The sequence below is a fragment of the Moraxella nasovis genome, assembly GCF_022701215.1.
In the GTDB taxonomy this organism is placed as follows: Bacteria; Pseudomonadota; Gammaproteobacteria; order Pseudomonadales; family Moraxellaceae; genus Moraxella; species Moraxella nasovis.
The window spans coordinates 1,869,788-1,887,466 of record NZ_CP089976.1 but is presented as its reverse complement, the minus strand read 5'-3'; the positions used below and the strand labels follow the sequence as shown (position 1 = coordinate 1,887,466).

Here is a 17,679-nt window from a genome sequence, read left to right as displayed (position 1 = left end):
GTTTTCGTTTTAAATGTTTACATCATTGTCATAAAAAAGTACAATCTTTGCTAATCTTTATCCACAGGAAATTAACATGAAAAACACTGTTACACCAAAAGCCCTAAGCCAATTTTGTGATGAGCTTTTAGATATTGACGAATTTAAAGACTACTGCCCAAATGGCTTACAAGTAGATGCAGACACACCCATCCATAAAATTATCACAGGCGTAACCGCTTGCCAAGCATTAATTGATCATGCCGTAAAAGTAGGGGCTGACTGTATCTTGGTGCATCATGGTTACTTTTGGAAAGGAGAATCTCAGCCTTTGGTTGATATGAAAGGCAAGCGAATCCGCACCCTTTTGCAAAATAATATCTCACTTATCGCATACCACTTACCGCTAGATGCCCACCCCACACTTGGCAACAACGCCAAGCTTGCTGAACGCTTAGACCTAAAAATCACAGGTGCATTACACCCTAACGAAAAACACCCTATCGGTAATATCGCTACTTGCACACCAATCACCGCTCACGATTTAGCCACTAAAATCGAAAAAGAGCTTGGTAGAAAGCCGTTACACATCGGTGGTAATGACGATAAACTGACCAAAATCGGTCTTTGTACTGGTGCAGCCCAAGATATGATTGAGCAAGCCGCCTTGATGGGCTGCGATGCTTTTATCTCTGGGGAAATCTCAGAACGCACCACTCACATTGCACGAGAAATGGGCATTCATTATTTTGCTGCAGGACATCACGCTACAGAACGTGATGGTATTCACGCACTTGGAGATTTACTAGCTGATAAATTTGGCATTGAAGTGCAGTTTGTGGATATTTACAACCCAGCTTAATAACAGTCGTATAAAAGCCCCTAATTGATTAGGGGCTTTTATACGGTTGGCTTATTTGTTTGGCACAGTGATCTTTTGACCGATAATCAGCTGATCTGTATTGCTTAGATTATTCATTTTTGCCAAATCGCTGATATCAATGCCGTATTTACGAGCTAAAGTTGTCAGATTATCTCCTGAGCGAACAGTATAAATCGTCGTCAGTTTTGGTACTTTTAGCGTCTGACCACGTCTTAATCCTGCCTTACTTGACAGCCCATTCGTCGTCGCTAGATCGTCAATAGACACGCCATATTTATTTGCTAAGCTTGTTAGGCTGTCGCCTGCTTGCACTTTATAGCTTTCGGTTGATTGAATGACATTGCCAGATGGTTTTTGAGCTACCGCTTTGGCTTTACTTGCTGACTGCGTGCTAGTTTCTCCATCTGCTGGGATGGTGATGGTTGCACCACGAAGTAGCTGGTCGGTATTTTGCATATTATTTGCAGCAGCAAGCTCATCAATGCTAACACCGTATGCATTTGCCACACCTGTCAATGTATCACCTGCTTTTACGGTATATTTTATCGTTTTATGATTCTTTGTAGTTGCAGGCTTGGTAGATTTGGTAGAGCTTTCCACAGGTTCGCCTGATACTTTTAGGACTTGACCGATAAGCACGCCATCTGTCGTTGATAACCCATTTAACGCTGCTAATTTAGACAAACTTAAATTGAACTTTTGAGCAATTTGAGTTAAGTTGTCGCCTGATTGCACCTTATAGGTCTCGTCTTGTTTTGGTTTATCAGTAGTGGCAGTCTTTGGCTTAGATTTCACTTTACCAGGTACTAGCCATAACTTTTGACCACGACGCACCATGGTGTCTGTTGCGATATTATTGTACTCAGCAATTTGACTAATGCTTAGATTATGAGTATCTGCGATACCTGTTAATGTATCACCTGATTTTACCGTATAACGTTCAATTGGCTTTTTAGGCTTAGATTGCACGACTGGTTTTGGTGCAGGTTTAGGCGGTGTTACAGTACGCACAGGCGGTGTATAACTTGGCTTTGGTATAGGTGTAGGTTTTGTCTGAGACGGTGCTTGTGCTTGGGTGCGGTTTGTATTACCTGTATAGCTTAGCTGTTTGGTCTGACCACGGGCATCTAATACCGACTGACTGGTCTGAATAGCGTCTAATTCGATATTGCCATCAACAGGACTAATCGCTTGCACGTTCTGTGGGGTGCTTGCTTGAATCTGAGCTGCGATAAATTCACGTTCTTCGCTAGATAATGGCGGCTCTTGAATGACCGTGTTGTTTGGAGTAACTTGTGCAATCGTAGTAGGTAGCGTGCTAGACTGCATGAGTTTTTGTTCAGATGCAGTATTTACCTGACCGCCATGCTCTGGAGTGACATATTGAGTGGTCTGGATAGGGGCTATCGCCACCGAAGAAGAGCCAGCATAGCCTGACAACGCCGACAGATTCATGTCAACAGCAGATGAGACGCTATCAGGAATCACGATGCGATTTGGTCCTGCCGCATCAACGACAAGATTTGTCAAAGCAGGGTTTAATAGCTTTAATTCTTCAATGCTAACGCCCGTTACACCCGCCACATCGTATAAACTTACACCATAATTTACAGGCACAGTTCTAAAGTGTGTGTGGTTAGCAATCGGTGGTAAATTAATGCCGTATGTGGCTGGCGAATTTACAATCTGAGCCACTGCTAAAAAGCGTGGTACATAATTCATCGTCTCAGTTGGTAATCTTAAAGACCAGTAATCTGTTGGCAAGCCTGCCGCTTCATTTGCAGCAATCGCTCGTGATACTCTGCCAGGGCCTGCATTATAAGCTGCCAATGCAAGCTCCCAGCTGCCAAATTGGTTATATAAGCTTGTCAGAAAATCGTAAGCTGCTCGTGTGGACTCAATAACATCACGGCGACCATCGTAGCTTGCACTTTGGTTTAAGCCATAGATACGCCCTGTGCTTGGGATAAACTGCCAAAGTCCTGCTGCTGATGCATTACTGGTGGCAGTGGGATCATAAGAGCTTTCAATAATCGGCAGTAATGCAAGCTCTGTTGGAATGCCACGTCTTTCTGCCTCTGTAATCGTATGATGTAAATAGCGAGATGAGCGAGCAGTTAAGCGATCAATATAGCTTTGGCGTGTATAAAACCATGATTTTTGAGCTTCAATGCGTGCATTATAAACTTCAGGAATGCGAAACCCCTGACGCACCCTACCCCACAGATCGCCATAACGCTGCACCGTTAAAGCATCGCCTTCTACCATCGCCATATTCGTCGCAGATAACAGATCCTCCATCGCATCTAAAGTATCAGCATCAATCACGCCTTGATAATCTGTGTTAGCACTCACTGATTGCGAAGGCATGACAGCAGGTTTGGGCGATGGTGGCATAGCGGCAGGCTTATGTATTGAAGCTGGTGCTTGATGAGTTTGCTGAGTATTGGTCGTACTACACGCAGCAAGCAGACAGGTTCCGACGGCTATAACCAGCGGTTTAATAAGACTAGGGGCTTTTGGTGGGAGTGATGAAAAGTAACGCATGGGTGGATAAATCCTTAAGATAGATAGTTTTATTACTACTGCAAAACGCTTTCAATAATGCCTTATTTTTTAAGGATTATCAACCGTAAAATGTAATTTTCACCCAAAAAATACGTCCGCTTACTTTTGCCTAACAAAAGATAGCGGACGTTAATATTTAAGTTAGGTAATTTGCTAGGGTTATTGAACGGTCACCTGAGCTACGGCTCGTAACATAACCGTCTTACCATTCACTTCTGTAAGCGTTGAGCGAGATGACATGACATGGCGAACTGCATTGCCAGTTTTTTTATCTTTCCATGATTCTGTCGTGGTAATTTGAGCACGGGCTTGGTCACTTGAAACGACGATATTATCAACTTGAATATCGTAATGATAGTCACTTGCTTGCGCCCAGTTTTTCTGAAGGCGAGCCAGGTATTCTTGCTTAGTTAATGTAGCACTGTCACCATTTCTAGATAAAACAATAATCGCCTCATCGTCAATCAATCGACCAATCTGGTCTTTATTTTGACCATTGGCAGCTTTACTAATTTTGGCCACAAAATCTTGCACAGCACTTTCATCCATCGCGTAAGCCTCTATACTCACCAAACTTACTGCTGTCATGGTAGTTGCTACCGCTAAACTCATCAAACGCACCCTTGGGGCTACATTTTTCTTGAATGCTGACTGAACTGCAAAAGTTGCTGCACCAATTTTTACTGCTTTTTTGATTAACTTTTTCATAAAATTTCCAAACTAAAAATGGATATTTTCTAAAATAGCAAAAAATTCCTAACCTATCATGGTTATTTGTAATAATTTGTTACTTTTGATGGTATTTTAGCAAATGAATCAGCTATCAATTTTCGCACCAAGGCGATTCATGCGTCGATCAAGCAGCTGACGTGCCAAGGCTTGCATATCGTCAACTCGGTCAAATTCATCGACAATTTCAAGTCCAAGCAAGGTTTCTAGCACGTCTTCTAAGCTCACCAAGCCTTTAACTTCACCAAATTCGCCTACCGCAAGTGCAATATGCAAACGCTGCTTTAGCATTAAATCAAGCAAATCAAACAGCTTCATCTTAGCAAAGATAAATTGAATATCACGCTTAAACTGTTTAATGGGAACATCAATTTCTTGGTTTGCCTTAGCAATCAACAAGTCGGACTTTAGCACAAAACCTGTCGCATCGTCTAAGTCTTCATTAAAGATAGGAAAACGTGAAAATGACAGCTTAGGATGATTTGCAAAAACTTCACCAACGGTCATATTTTCATCAAACGATGTCACCACAGATCTTGGCGTAACAATATCTTCAACATTAATCATGCTAAGTGCTAGTGAATTTTTAATAATACGCGTCTCAAGCTCACTCATCTGACCAGACACCTCGCCTGCATTGGCAAGTGCAATGAACTCATGGCGGTTAAAGCTGCTTTGTGTATTGCCCTTAGTGAGCAGGCGGGAGATTTTCTCAGCAACCCAAACTATCGGCAATAATGCACTGTTAATTGCTTTTACATAATAAGCCACAGGCAATGCAAATTTACGCCAATAAGTTGCACCAAGCGTCTTTGGGATAATCTCTGTACCAATCAAAATGGCAATCGTCATCACCGCACTAAACACGCCAAACCACGCATTACCAAACACAACGACAGCTTGAGCACCTGCACCAAGCGAGCCTAATGTATGAGCAATGGTATTTAAAGTCAAAATAGACGAAATAGACTTTTCAATGTTATGAACTTTCACATCTTCAAGCAAGCTTGCTGTTTTAGGCTCTTCTTCTTTGATGGTGTCAATGTAGCTTGGCGTCATACTTAAAAGCGTGGCTTCTGACACCGAGCAAATAAACGATGCAATAAGAGATAGTGAGATATAAAACACAAGTAAAGCAATGTGTGTATTTGTAACCACAGTATCACTTGCAGCATAAGCAAACATAGGCAAGCTTAGCAATACCGCCATCATGCTAACGATTAAAAGTGTTTTAGAATAAACAGATGAGTAAAAGCGTGATCGGTGTCGGGACATATAGACTGTTAATTAAAAAATAAGCTCCCATATTAAGCCAAAATAAGCACAACTGCAAGATGTACAGATGCAATTTATGAAAAATCATCAAAATATTGTGATTTGTGTTATGATATGCGTTATTTTATTTGCCCTAGTGCATAAGCCAATCATGGACGGTATCTCGTCCCCCTTATGGAGTTTATTTATGTTAGATCTACTAATTAATACCGCTCATGCCGCACCTGCCGCTGATCAACCATCAATGATTGGTCAGCTGCTTATTCCTGTGGCGTTTTTTGCAATTTTTTATTTTTTAATTATCCGTCCACAATCTAAGCGTAATAAGCAACATAAAGCTATGATTAATGGCTTAAGTGTAGGCAATGAAGTGGTGTTTGCTGGTGGTCTGATGGGTGTCATCAAAAAAATTGAAGGCGACTATGCGGTAATCGCCATTAGCCCAGCCAATGAAGTTAAAGTTCAACGTGCAAGCGTTTTAAGCGTACTGCCTGCTGGCACGATTAATAACATCTAAGCCGTTCATATCCGCTTTTATGGCCATTTGGTTAGCCCAAGTTATAAAAGCAAACATTTGTTTATGCAATGCATCAAGCGTAAGATGATATCTTCGCTTGGCTTGCAAGATATCATAAGAATACCTTTATGCATTACCCTGCTTGGAAATACATACTCATCGTTGTGGTGCTTGTCATAACAGGTCTGTACGCCCTGCCCAATCTCTATCCAGACGAGCCTGCAGTACAGATTACAGGTGCATCAGCTGGCACAGAACTGACAAGCGACGTTCTCACCCAAACCCAAGACTTGCTTGACAAAGCTGGTCTAGAGCATCATGGTGGCAGTTTTGATAAAAACAGTGCTTTAATTCGCCTAGATAATGCCGAAAATCAGCTAAAAGCCCAAGAAGTGCTACGCCGTGAGCTTGGCGATAACTATGTTGTTGCACTAAACCTAGCCCAAACTACCCCGCAATGGCTAAAAGACATCGGTGCTAATCCGATGAAACTTGGTCTTGACTTGCGTGGTGGCGTACGATTTGTGCTTGAAGTTGATATGGCAAAAGCTCTAGAGCAACGCTTAACCACTGCAAGCCAAGATGCCAGACGAGCCTTGCGTGCTGAGAAAATCTCCGTAAAGAGCCTTAAAACAACCGATAAAGGCATGACGTTTATCTTTAGTACGCCTGAAACTCGTAATCAAGCCGAGCGTATCCTTCAAAATACACTTGGCATGGATTTTAGCTTTCGTCCACTGGCAGCAGCAGATGGTGCTGCTCTTGAGCTGACATATACCGAAGCAAAAATCAACGAGATTAATGAATACGCCGTCAGTCAAAACTTAACCACACTGCGTAATCGTATCAATGAGCTTGGTGTCGCTGAAGCACTCGTGCAATCACAAGGCTCAAACCGTATTGTCGTCGAACTTCCAGGCGTCCAAGATACCGCTGAAGCTAAGCGTGTACTTGGCAGAACTGCCAACCTAGAGTTTCGCATGGTGAGTGAAGAAGCGATGAGTCCAACTGGTGGTATCGCACCTGCTGGCACAGAAAGTTTCCCATTTGGCACATTAGATGGCCCGCCCATCTTGCTTGATCGCCAAGCTATTGTTACAGGTGATAAAGTCCAAGGTGCTCAAGCAGGCCTAGATGAGAATGGTCGTCCACAGGTGTCTATCACATTGGATACGGCAGGTGGTCGCCTAATGCAAAACGCCACTCGTACATCCGTTGGTAAACAAATGGCAGTACTGTTTATTGAAAATAAGCAACGGGTCACCTACGAAGAAGATGCTGTAACGGGCGAACTAAAAGAAGTTCGCACCCCTTATGCTGAAACTCGTGTCATTAACCGTGCAACCATCCAAGCTGTGCTGGGGTCTCGATTCCAAATTACAGGGCTTGATAACGAAGCTGAAGCTTCTGAGCTTGCGTTATTACTCCGTTCTGGTGCATTGGCAGCTCCGATGTATTTTGTTGAAGAACGTACCATCGGTCCTTCGCTTGGTCAAGATAATATTGACAAAGGTCTGTTCTCCACGCAAGTAGGCTACCTACTCGTATTTTTATGGATGATCATCTTTTATCGTGTTTTTGGCGTCATCGCAAACATCGCATTGGCTTTAAACGTTATCATCATGACAGCCATTATGTCTATCATCGGGTCATCTCTCACCTTACCAGGTATTGCAGGTATTGTCCTTACCATTGGTATGGCAGTAGATGCGAATGTACTGATTTTTGAGCGTATTCGTGAAGAGCTTGCCAATGGTGTGCGAGCCAAATCTGCCATCGTAGCTGGATTTGATCGTGCCTTTAGCTCAATCTTTGATGCTAACATCACAACACTACTGGTTGCATTTATTTTATTTGCCATCGGCACAGGTCCAATCAAAGGCTTTGCCATCACACTTGCCATCGGTATTGTGACGTCACTATTTACCGCAATCACAGTAACGCGTGCTTTGATTCAGCTGTGGTATGGCAACCGCAAAAACTTAACCAAACTTAGCATCGGATAGGAGTGTGGAAAATGAACGATACTAATCCAATTGATCCAAATCGCCCTACCCATCCTGATGGCACGCCACTCACAGCCAAAGAGATGCGTCGCCGTAAGGGTCCACGCCGTGATGGCAAAAGCAGTAATGCTAAAGCCAACCAAGCCGCCCTATCAGATCAAGATATTGTCGCTCAGCAAGCAGATGAAGCGACTGATAAGGCAGGTGGCGTCAAGCTTATCGCCAATCAGCGTATTTTGCCATTTATGAAGCTTGCTAAGCCTATGGTGGCTTTATCCATTATCATGATGCTTGTTGGAATCATCGCCATCATTATAAATGGGTTAAACTTAGGGCTTGACTTTACAGGCGGTGTTTCTGCAGATGTGACCTACCAGACGCCTGTCACTCAGTCTGAAGTGGTCGCATCGCTGGCTGAAGATGGCTTTGATGATGCAGTTGTTCAGTATCTTGGTACACGCCAAGAATTGCTTGTGCGGCTACCACCCCAGTCTCAGAACGCTGATCAGCTAAGTACAATGCTGACCGAATCGCTAAACTTGCCAAATAACATCGCTACTGTAGATAATATTAACATCATCGGCTCTCAGGTGGGTAATGAGATCTATCTTAACTCGCTGTTAGCATTAGCAGTGGCACTGGGCATGATGTTACTATATGTGGCGACACGCTTTCAGTTTAAGCTTGCCCTTGGGGGGATTTTCGCCCTATTTCATGACACTCTCATTGTGGTTGGTGCATTCGCCCTGTTCGGCTGGCCATTTGACCTAACTGTACTCGCTGCTGTATTGGCACTTATTGGCTACTCAATTAACGACACCATCGTAGTCTATGACCGTATTCGTGAGAATTTCCGTCGTGTGCGTGGCTTATCGCCAAGGCAGGTGATAGACTTATCACTAACTGAAACCTTACGCCGTACTGTTATGACTGTTGGTACAGTATTTGTTGTGGTTATTGCCATGATGTTCTTAGGTGGTGATGGGCTTTACTGGTTCTCAGTCGCCTTATTCATTGGTCTGATTGCAGGTACTTATTCATCTATTTATATTGCCAGCGTCATTCCACTATGGATGGGGCTATCTCGTGAAGATTTTGTTGTGAAACTAAAACCAGAGTTTGAAGATGAAGTTGTGGTTTTTGAAGACCCTAAACTTCAAAACGCCAATGACTAATCTTTACAACCTAAAGCCAAGCCCTTGATAATCAAGGGCTTGTTTAGTTTTATAAGATAGTAGTTCATTTTATACATTAGTTATACATTAAACTTTATCGCACCCAAACTTGTTTTACTATGGCAAAACTCAAGCTTATAAGGCTATAAATTTTCACATTTGTTTCATATATTTTAATAAAGAATATGCTACTATAAGATAGTTGCACAAATCTTGGATTGAATATGACCACCTTCAAAATAGACCTTTGCCACCCCATTGACGACGACACGCCCACCAAACTAACCAACATCGCTGTCTATTGCGGTTCAAATTTTGGCAACACACCTGTGTATTACAAGGCAGCCAAAGAACTTGGTGGCGTTATGGCAAGACGCAATATCGGTCTTGTGTACGGCGGTGGCAAGGTAGGCTTAATGGGTACGATTGCCGATAGCGTGCTACATCATGGTGGTACAGCTGTTGGCGTCATACCAACATTTTTGGCAGCCCAAGAAGTCGCACACACCAATCTAACTACACTTATTGAGACCGCCGATATGGCGACACGCAAATATAAGATGATTGAGCTTGCCGATGGCTTTATTGCTCTAGCAGGCGGTCTAGGCACATTTGAAGAACTGTTTGAAGTATTATCGCTCGCTCAGCTAAGACTGCACAAAAAGCCTATCGGTGTACTTAATACGAACGGATTTTTTGATCCCATCATTGAGATACTCCAAAAAGCTGCTAAAGAAGGTTTTATGCCCGAACAAAATCTGCAGCTGCTTTGTGTCGCAAAAGACCCTGATACACTCATAGACATGATGGCAAATTATCAATACGCATATAACAAAAAATGGTCCAACCCTAAGTGGCTTGATGAAATGAGCGATGATTTTTAAGAAAATTGTAAAATTTTTGATAAAATACTTGCAATAAAACAAAACAAATGTACACTATAGGCAATCAAAAATTTGCCAATTCTACTTAATTAATGATTTAATACTGGTCGTTTTTGCAAAAATTTGTTACAATAATTTTTTCTTAATGAATAAGGTAATGGCATGGATATCACAAAAATTCGTGAACTAATTGATTTAATGGAAGAAAAAGATTTAGCAAATCTTGAGTACGGACACGATGAAAACTACATCAGTCTAACTCGTAACGTCGCTGTACAAACCGTTGCTCAGCAAGTTGTCCCCGCTGCACCTGTCGCTGCTGCTACGCCTGCCGCTAATGTCGCCCAAGGCAAAGTAGAAACATCACCAATGGTTGGGGTATTTTATTCTGCACCTAGTCCAAATGACCCGCCATTTGTTAAAGTTGGTCAAAAAGTACAAGCAGGCGATCAGCTTGGCATTATCGAAGCCATGAAAATTATGAATCCATTAGAGGCCACTCAAAGCGGCATTATCGAAGAGATTTTGGTTAATAATGCTGACGTTGTGCAGTTTGGTCAGCCTGTTATTCGTTATAAGAATTAGGATTTGCCATGATTAAAAAACTGCTCATCGCCAACCGTGGCGAGATTGCCTTACGTATTGTGCGTGCGTGTAAGCAGCTTGGCATTTCAACTGTTGGCATCTACTCCACCGCTGATAAAGATCTCATGCATTTACGTTTTGTGGATGAGGCGGTGTGCATTGGTAATGCACCATCTAACCAAAGCTATCTTGATATTAATAAAATCTTAACCGCAGCCGAGGTAACTGGTGCTGATGCCATCCATCCAGGTTATGGTTTTTTATCCGAGAATGCAGATTTTGCCGAAAAAGTAGAAGAGCTTGGGCTTACCTTTGTTGGTCCACATGCCGATCACATCCGCCTAATGGGTAATAAAGTATCTGCTATTCATGCAATGAAAAAAGCGGGCGTACCAACCGTACCGGGGTCTGTAGGTGCGATTACTTTACATAATGCTGAAGAACAAGCCCGTCAGATTGGCTTTCCCCTAATCGTGAAAGCAGCCGCAGGTGGCGGTGGTCGTGGTATGCGTGTCGTTGAACGATTTGAAGAATTACTTGGTCAAGTTCAAGCTGCTAAAACCGAAGCTGCTAGTGCCTTTGGTGATGATACAGTTTATATGGAACGCTTCTTAAAGAATCCACGCCATGTCGAAGTGCAAGTACTTGGTGATGGCAATGGACATGCATTGCACTTATTTGACCGAGATTGCTCACTCCAACGTCGCCATCAAAAAGTGCTAGAAGAAGCACCTGCACCAGACATTCCTGATGATGTGCGGGAGCCAATTTTGCAAGCGTGCGTGCGTGCGTGCGAGCAGATTAAATACCGTGGTGCAGGAACGTTTGAATTTTTATATGAAGATGGTCAATTCTTCTTCATTGAAATGAACACTCGAGTGCAGGTCGAACACCCTGTCACCGAGATGATTACTGGCATTGATGTCGTAGTAGAACAGCTGAAAATTGCCGCAGGCTACGGTTTGTCTTATCACCAAGATGAGATTACCATTCGTGGACATGCCATTGAATGTCGTATAAATGCAGAAGATCCTAAGACGTTTATGCCTTGCCCTGGTACGATTGAAACACTGTTCACCCCCAGTGGTTCAGGCGTACGCTTTGATTCGCATTTATATCAAGGCTACACGATTCCAAGCTACTATGATTCACTGATTGGTAAACTTATTTGTCATGCTCAGACTCGCAGACAGGCGGTAGCAAAAACACTACACGCCCTAGATGAACTGATTATTGAAGGTATTAATACCAATATTCCGCTACATCGTGATGTGATTTTACAAGATGAAGATTTTGTGAATGAAGCCCAAAATATTCATTACCTAGAAAATCGCCTACTCCAACAAAACAAATAATAAAAAATAAAGCCAAGATTGTTATCTTGGCTTTATTTTATTTGCACCATTTCTAATCAAGCAATAATTTAGTCTTTTCAATAATTGGACGCCCATCATCAAAAATAAAACCATTTTGCCATAGCTTAACTGCTACTGGGCTGCCGATGAGTTGATTTTGAGCATCAATCAATACCTGCTCTTGGCGAGCAAGATTATGCTGGTATGGCGTGCTGATTGCTCCATCAAGCATTAAGGGCTCATCTGCAAGGCGGATATTTGGCAGATAATCATTAATCTTTTTCTTAAGATTACGATAGATTGCTGTCGTCTGATCGTGCAAATGATGGATATGAAGCACGCTATCGCCATCAATCTGCCCTATCATTTGTGCTGACTGAATAAGTGCCAGTTCATCATTGTCAAATAAACGCCCATCACTAACACACGATACCCAATAATCCCACTTCTCTGGCGTCCACTCGCCCACAAGATCAACTTGCTTTGGTCGCATCTTAAGTCTTATTTGTTCTTTTGTAAGGCGGTTATTATAATCTGTAGCTATTTGACCATGATCATCACTTGCAATATCATCACTTGCAATATCATCACTTAAAGCTAAGTTAGTAGTTGATAATGGAGCAAGCTCTGCGTCACGTTGTCTTGTATCAGATGTATTTTCAAAATAAACCGACTGGTTGGTTTTTTTATGCGGTGATGGAATAGAGTCAACATCTAAGTCGTCTTGGATCGGAGTAGCATTAACTTGTACTGACAGACTATCCGTAACATATTCATGATCTAAAGGCATTGGTTTGGCTGGTATTGCCAGTGGTTCATCAGACTGCTTAACTTCATCAAGCTCATAGACATCAGGCGTTTTTGCCTTATCATCATCTGATTTTACATGGATCAGCTCATCTGTGTCAGATTTGACCATCTTGACTTTCTTAGAAGACTCTGCTGATTCATCATTAGTATTTTGATGTGGCTTGTCGCCTGCTTGGTGGGTATCACTTAACTCATCATGGGGTGTGTTATCTAAATGTGATGATGTATCGCCCACCAATGCCTGACCAGATGTTAAGGGGCGAAACGCCAATAACCGCAAGATACCCATCTCTAAAGCCTGCATTGGCGTACTTGCTAAGCGAATGGCGTCATGTGCTTTTAAGATAATTTCATAATACAGCTGTAACACATCTGGACTAATCTGTGATGCCAATTGATAAAACGCCTGCTTTTGTTCATCATTCATATCAAGCGGTAAATCTGGCATGATCTGTGACAATGCCAAACTGTGCAAAGTATCCGTCAATCGTTCAAGCACAGCTGTCGCATCTACCATCTGCAATCTCATTTTTTGGATTTGGCTTGCAACAAATTGGCGATTATCCGTATAAATTGCTTCAATTAAGGCAATCATATCCACACTATCGACAAGACCCAACATCTGCATGATAGTCGCATCATCAATCTGACCGCCACCAAATGCAATCGCCTGATCGGTTAAAGATAACGCATCTCTCACCGAGCCTTTAGCAGATTGTGCAAGCTGCCAGACTGCCTGATCGGCATAACAAATTTGTTCTTCTTTTAGGATTTTAGCAAGATGTTTATGTAGTAATTCTTGTGATAATGGTCTTAGCACAAATTGTAAACATCGAGAAATGATGGTTACAGGAATTTTTTGTGGGTCGGTGGTTGCTAAGATGAATTTGACGTGTTCTGGCGGTTCTTCTAAGGTTTTTAATAAGGCATTAAATGAATGCGTAGACAGCATATGCACTTCGTCAATCAGATATACCTTATATCGCCCTTGCGTGGGGGCGTAGGGGACGTTTTCTAATAGGTCTCTGGTGTCTTCTACTTTGGTGCGACTGGCAGCATCAATCTCAATCAAATCAATAAACCGCCCACTATCCACACTCACACAAGTATCGCAAACACCGCAGGGGGTGCTAGTTACACCTGTTTCGCAGTTGAGACATTTGGCAAGAATACGAGCAATGGTCGTCTTGCCCACGCCACGAGTGCCTGTAAATAAATAAGCATGGTGCAACCGCCCTGTATCTATGGCGTGCGACAAAGCTTGTGAGACATGGCGTTGCCCCAAAAGCTCATCAAAATTTTTGGGGCGGTATTTACGGGCAAGGACTTGGTATTCACTCATGATGGCGGATAAAATTTTGGCTAAATTGATGGCTATTATAGCGTATTTTATCGCCTTTCAACATATTTTTGCATGATTTGGGATATAAAATCAGCCCCACCATAGCAATAAATTTTAATTTTGGGGGCTACTTACTCTTGTGATAGACATATGTCCAATTATGTCCAATAAAACAATTTCCCAATAAATGGCTCACCGCCTTTTTTTAAGACAATGAGCTAAAAATAATCAAAACACGCAGACCATCAAACAAACAATCAAAAACGATTGGGGTCATTAAGTGTACTTGGTGTTTCGTGTTTGGTGTCGTCAAATTCTGGCAATTCTTCAAGCTCTTCTGGCGTAGGCTCATAGAGCGAGATGGTCTGATTGCCAAATTTATCTTCATTGAGTACATACAATCTGTCTGAGCGGTTCATGATTTTATGCATGATACATTGATACCAACCAGCAAAACCTGTCTGCACTTCATTGGGATTATAATAAAAAGCGTTGATGACCGCAGGCAAGCCAAGTCCACACACCACCCCAGATAATAGCACCGCAATAAAAGTATAGCCAATCAAGACATTGGTATAAGGTTGTAGTTGGGGCGTGTTTGCCACCGCCAATATCAATGCAAGCGAAATACCGCCACGCACTCCACCCCATGATAGGATTTCAATCGTGCCTTTGTAGGCATTTTTGCGGACACTTGGAAATAATGCAAATGACGCAAAGTTGGCAATAAAGCGTGATAAATGTAGCACAATAAACGCCACAATACCGCCAATGATGATATAAATATCCAAATCTAGAATGAATAATTCAAGCCCAATGAGCGTAAATAAGAAGGAATTGATAATACCTTCAATGGTATGCCAAAAATGGTTAATTTCATCAATGTCTTTATCCGCCAAAAACGCTTGCCATTTATCACCCACCATCAAGCCACCAATCACACAAGCAATCGGAGCGGACGCATGAGCATAAAGAGCCACCAGATAAGAACCTGCTGCCAAAACAGCGGTGGTTAATATTAGGCTTTCCATTTCATTTTTGCCCTTTAATAAATAAAGAGCCATTTTGCCAAAGACGATACCAATAATCACCGCCACAATGATTTCAAATGCCAAATGCTCCAACACATGAACCAAATTAAAACCATCGCCTTGTATGACTTTTAAAATGGTCATAAATACAGCGATACACATCGCATCATTGAATAAAGATTCACCTTCTAATTTAATCATCAGATGTCGTGGGGCTTTGATGGAACTTAGCACGCCTTTAATGCCAATGGGGTCAGTCGCTCCCAATGCCGAACCCAACAGCAAAAGCACAATCAGTGGCACATGATGACCTGTGATATATTGATAACCAAACAACAAAACGCCAAAAATAAAAGCACATAATAACAAAGCAATGCTCGCCAAAATACTAATTGGCTTCCAATAGGTTTTTAAATCATGAACTTTAAATTTTAACGCAGAAGCGGTTAATATGAAACAAATCACCCCATTGATCAAAAAATCATAAAAATTGATATGGCGAACCGCTTCTTCAATGGCGTGAATGTTGATTGCGATGAATTGATTGCCAGCCAGTAAGGTTGCTGACCATTGCAACACAAAGACAAATAATGCCGACACAATTGGCACACCAATCGCTTGCGGTAAATTTAAAAAGCGTTTGTTAAATAGCGTGGTGCTAATAGAGATTAGGCACACAATCACAAACACTTCTAAATAAATAAAACTGCCCATATCATTCCTTTTATTATTGATTGATAAAATCACCTACCAATCATAAAAATTTTCTTTGATAAATTTGACAAAAAGGGCAAAATCACATTTGCCCTACTTTTTTAAGTTTCATGTATTTAAATTACATAAAACCCATATCAACAAAATAACCCACCAAAATAATAAAAATCACTATGATGGTTTTGGGACATTTGCGATAAATTCTGTGCATGATTTCATCAACAATTAAAATGATAAAAACACGCCACCAAAAAACCAAAACAGTTTTTAAAATTATCGCAAATACTTCGTCTATTTTTTTTAGCCCTTATGACGCATATGTGGGAATAAAATCACATCACGAATGCTTGGGGCGTTAGCAAAGAGCATCACCAGTCGGTCAATGCCAATTCCCTGCCCTGCGGTTGGTGGTAAGCCATATTCTAAGGCTTCAATAAAATCAGCGTCATAATGCATCGCTTCATCATCGCCTGCGTCTTTTTCGGCAACTTGTTGGGCAAATCGCTCGGCTTGGTCTATCGGGTCATTAAGCTCACTAAATCCATTGGCAAGCTCACGCCCACCGATAAAGAACTCAAAGCGGTCGGTAACGTGCGGATTGTCATCATTACGGCGAGCCAATGGCGATGTCTCGGCAGGATACTCAGTGATAAAGGTGGGCTGACGAAGCTTGGTTTCCACGGTTTCTTCAAACACGATGGTTTGTAATTTACCCAAGCCAAAAGACGGTTTAACTTCTTGTTTTAATTGGGTTTTGATGAAATTTGTCAAAAATTGAACATCATTGACATCATCAGGACCAAAACTTGGATTATGCTCTAAGATTGCATCAAGCATTGTAATTTTTTTAAATGGACCTTGAAAGCTAAACACTTCATCACCATAAGGCACATCGGTGCTACCCAAAATGTCGGTCGCCAATTGTTCAAGCATTCGCTCGGTTAAGCTCATCAAATCGGTATAATCGGCATAAGCTTGATAAAACTCAATCATCGTAAATTCAGGGTTGTGGCGAGTAGATACGCCTTCGTTACGAAAATTACGGTTAATCTCAAACACACGGTCAAACCCACCTACCACAAGGCGTTTTAGATAAAGCTCTGGGGCGATGCGTAAGAACAGCTCCATATCAAGGGCGTTGTGATGTGTAACGAACGGACGAGCAGACGCACCACCTGGGATAACGTGCATCATTGGCGTTTCTACTTCCATAAAACGCTCAGCACTCAAAAACGCACGAATGCCTGCAATGACTTTGGCACGAATCAAAAAAGTCTTGCGAGTATCTTCATTGACCATCAAATCTAAATAACGCTGGCGGTACTTGACTTCGGTGTCGCTAAGTCCGTGAAATTTGTCTGGCAGTGGGCGAAGCGACTTGGTCAAAATCTCAAAATCTTCCAAATGAATGTACAAATCCCCCTTACCAGAGCGTCCGATATAGCCCACCGCCCCCACAATATCACCCAAATCAAGTGATTTTATCAGCTCCAAAGTCGTAGCAGGCAGGCCTTTTCTGTCCACATACAGCTGAATGCGACCTGTCATGTCGCTAATGACAATAAACGAGCCACGGTTGAGCATGACACGCCCTGCAATTTTGGCGTAGGTTTTATTGCCCAGTTCAGCTTGACTTTCTAAGGTCGCTTTATCCACATCGGCAAATTTTTCCTGTAAATCCGCACAAAAGTCGGCAGGCTTAAAGGTATTTGGGTAGGCAGTTTTACCATGTTCGCTTGCCTTTTGTTTTAATATGTCTAATTTTTCAAGACGCTCTCGGATTAGTTTGTTAGCGTCAGTTAATTCGGTTTGGTTGGTCATAATTT

General features: G+C 42.1%; 13 protein-coding genes. 7 read left to right on the top strand and 6 right to left on the bottom strand.

Annotated elements, in window-relative coordinates:
* Positions 1-76 precede the first annotated feature (76 nt).
* Positions 77-841, top strand: coding sequence for a Nif3-like dinuclear metal center hexameric protein (locus LU293_RS09145; protein WP_242747493.1), 765 nt, complete (start codon positions 77-79; stop codon positions 839-841).
* 51 nt (positions 842-892) lie between these two features.
* On the opposite strand, the gene LU293_RS09140 is transcribed toward LU293_RS09145, so the two are convergent.
* The 3 genes from LU293_RS09140 to LU293_RS09130 all read right to left on the bottom strand — a co-directional run bounded on the left by LU293_RS09140 (position 893) and on the right by LU293_RS09130 (position 5,434).
* Positions 893-3,409, bottom strand: coding sequence for a LysM peptidoglycan-binding domain-containing protein (locus LU293_RS09140; RefSeq protein WP_242747491.1), 2,517 nt, complete (start codon positions 3,407-3,409; stop codon positions 893-895).
* 180 nt (positions 3,410-3,589) lie between these two features.
* A complete protein-coding gene (locus tag LU293_RS09135; RefSeq protein ID WP_242747489.1) occupies positions 3,590-4,138 on the bottom strand; it encodes a hypothetical protein in 549 nt (182 codons plus the stop codon).
* 108 nt (positions 4,139-4,246) lie between these two features.
* Positions 4,247-5,434 (bottom strand): CNNM domain-containing protein, encoded by a 1,188-nt coding sequence (locus tag LU293_RS09130; protein ID WP_256462109.1) that lies wholly within the window; start codon positions 5,432-5,434, stop codon positions 4,247-4,249.
* A gap of 187 nt (positions 5,435-5,621) precedes the next feature.
* On the opposite strand from LU293_RS09130, the gene yajC reads away from it, so the two are divergent.
* The 6 genes from yajC to accC all read left to right on the top strand — a co-directional run bounded on the left by yajC (position 5,622) and on the right by accC (position 11,956).
* Complete coding sequence (yajC, locus tag LU293_RS09125; RefSeq protein WP_242747487.1) at positions 5,622-5,951, top strand: preprotein translocase subunit YajC; 330 nt, start codon at positions 5,622-5,624, stop codon at positions 5,949-5,951.
* A 128-nt stretch (positions 5,952-6,079) separates the two neighbouring features.
* Positions 6,080-7,957: a protein translocase subunit SecD gene (gene secD / locus LU293_RS09120; RefSeq protein WP_242747485.1), complete on the top strand. Its 1,878-nt coding sequence runs from the start codon at positions 6,080-6,082 to the stop codon at positions 7,955-7,957.
* An 11-nt stretch (positions 7,958-7,968) separates the two neighbouring features.
* On the top strand, positions 7,969-9,132 hold the full coding sequence (secF, locus tag LU293_RS09115; RefSeq protein ID WP_375540336.1) for a protein translocase subunit SecF: 1,164 nt from the start codon (positions 7,969-7,971) through the stop codon (positions 9,130-9,132).
* Between the two features lie 224 nt (positions 9,133-9,356).
* On the top strand, positions 9,357-10,016 hold the full coding sequence (locus LU293_RS09110; RefSeq protein WP_242747483.1) for an LOG family protein: 660 nt from the start codon (positions 9,357-9,359) through the stop codon (positions 10,014-10,016).
* Between the two features lie 162 nt (positions 10,017-10,178).
* The gene (gene accB, locus LU293_RS09105; protein ID WP_242747481.1) at positions 10,179-10,601 is read left to right on the top strand and encodes an acetyl-CoA carboxylase biotin carboxyl carrier protein; all 423 of its coding nucleotides are present in this window, start codon (positions 10,179-10,181) and stop codon (positions 10,599-10,601) included.
* 8 nt (positions 10,602-10,609) lie between these two features.
* A complete protein-coding gene (accC, locus tag LU293_RS09100) occupies positions 10,610-11,956 on the top strand; it encodes an acetyl-CoA carboxylase biotin carboxylase subunit (protein ID WP_242747479.1) in 1,347 nt (448 codons plus the stop codon).
* Positions 11,957-12,008: 52 nt separating this feature from the next.
* Here the strand turns inward: accC and dnaX are convergent, their stop codons facing one another.
* The 3 genes from dnaX to lysS all read right to left on the bottom strand — a co-directional run bounded on the left by dnaX (position 12,009) and on the right by lysS (position 17,674).
* Complete coding sequence (gene dnaX / locus LU293_RS09095) at positions 12,009-14,111, bottom strand: DNA polymerase III subunit gamma/tau (protein ID WP_375540369.1); 2,103 nt, start codon at positions 14,109-14,111, stop codon at positions 12,009-12,011.
* A gap of 254 nt (positions 14,112-14,365) precedes the next feature.
* On the bottom strand, positions 14,366-15,853 hold the full coding sequence (locus LU293_RS09090) for a cation:proton antiporter (RefSeq protein WP_375540335.1): 1,488 nt from the start codon (positions 15,851-15,853) through the stop codon (positions 14,366-14,368).
* Between the two features lie 300 nt (positions 15,854-16,153).
* Positions 16,154-17,674, bottom strand: a complete 1,521-nt coding sequence (gene lysS / locus LU293_RS09085) for a lysine--tRNA ligase (RefSeq protein WP_242747475.1) — start codon at positions 17,672-17,674, stop codon at positions 16,154-16,156.
* Positions 17,675-17,679 lie beyond the last annotated feature (5 nt).

What these genes read in the sequence shown, in the direction of transcription:
- LU293_RS09145 (WP_242747493.1), top strand. Translation starts at nt 77, where the DNA reads ATGAAAAACACTGTTACACCAAAAGCCCTAAGCCAATTTTGTGATGAG.
- LU293_RS09140 (WP_242747491.1), bottom strand. Translation starts at nt 3,409, where the DNA reads ATGCGTTACTTTTCATCACTCCCACCAAAAGCCCCTAGTCTTATTAAA.
- LU293_RS09135 (WP_242747489.1), bottom strand. Translation starts at nt 4,138, where the DNA reads ATGAAAAAGTTAATCAAAAAAGCAGTAAAAATTGGTGCAGCAACTTTT.
- LU293_RS09130 (WP_256462109.1), bottom strand. Translation starts at nt 5,434, where the DNA reads ATGTCCCGACACCGATCACGCTTTTACTCATCTGTTTATTCTAAAACA.
- yajC (WP_242747487.1), top strand. Translation starts at nt 5,622, where the DNA reads ATGTTAGATCTACTAATTAATACCGCTCATGCCGCACCTGCCGCTGAT.
- secD (WP_242747485.1), top strand. Translation starts at nt 6,080, where the DNA reads ATGCATTACCCTGCTTGGAAATACATACTCATCGTTGTGGTGCTTGTC.
- secF (WP_375540336.1), top strand. Translation starts at nt 7,969, where the DNA reads ATGAACGATACTAATCCAATTGATCCAAATCGCCCTACCCATCCTGAT.
- LU293_RS09110 (WP_242747483.1), top strand. Translation starts at nt 9,357, where the DNA reads ATGACCACCTTCAAAATAGACCTTTGCCACCCCATTGACGACGACACG.
- accB (WP_242747481.1), top strand. Translation starts at nt 10,179, where the DNA reads ATGGATATCACAAAAATTCGTGAACTAATTGATTTAATGGAAGAAAAA.
- accC (WP_242747479.1), top strand. Translation starts at nt 10,610, where the DNA reads ATGATTAAAAAACTGCTCATCGCCAACCGTGGCGAGATTGCCTTACGT.
- LU293_RS09090 (WP_375540335.1), bottom strand. Translation starts at nt 15,853, where the DNA reads ATGGGCAGTTTTATTTATTTAGAAGTGTTTGTGATTGTGTGCCTAATC.
- lysS (WP_242747475.1), bottom strand. Translation starts at nt 17,674, where the DNA reads ATGACCAACCAAACCGAATTAACTGACGCTAACAAACTAATCCGAGAG.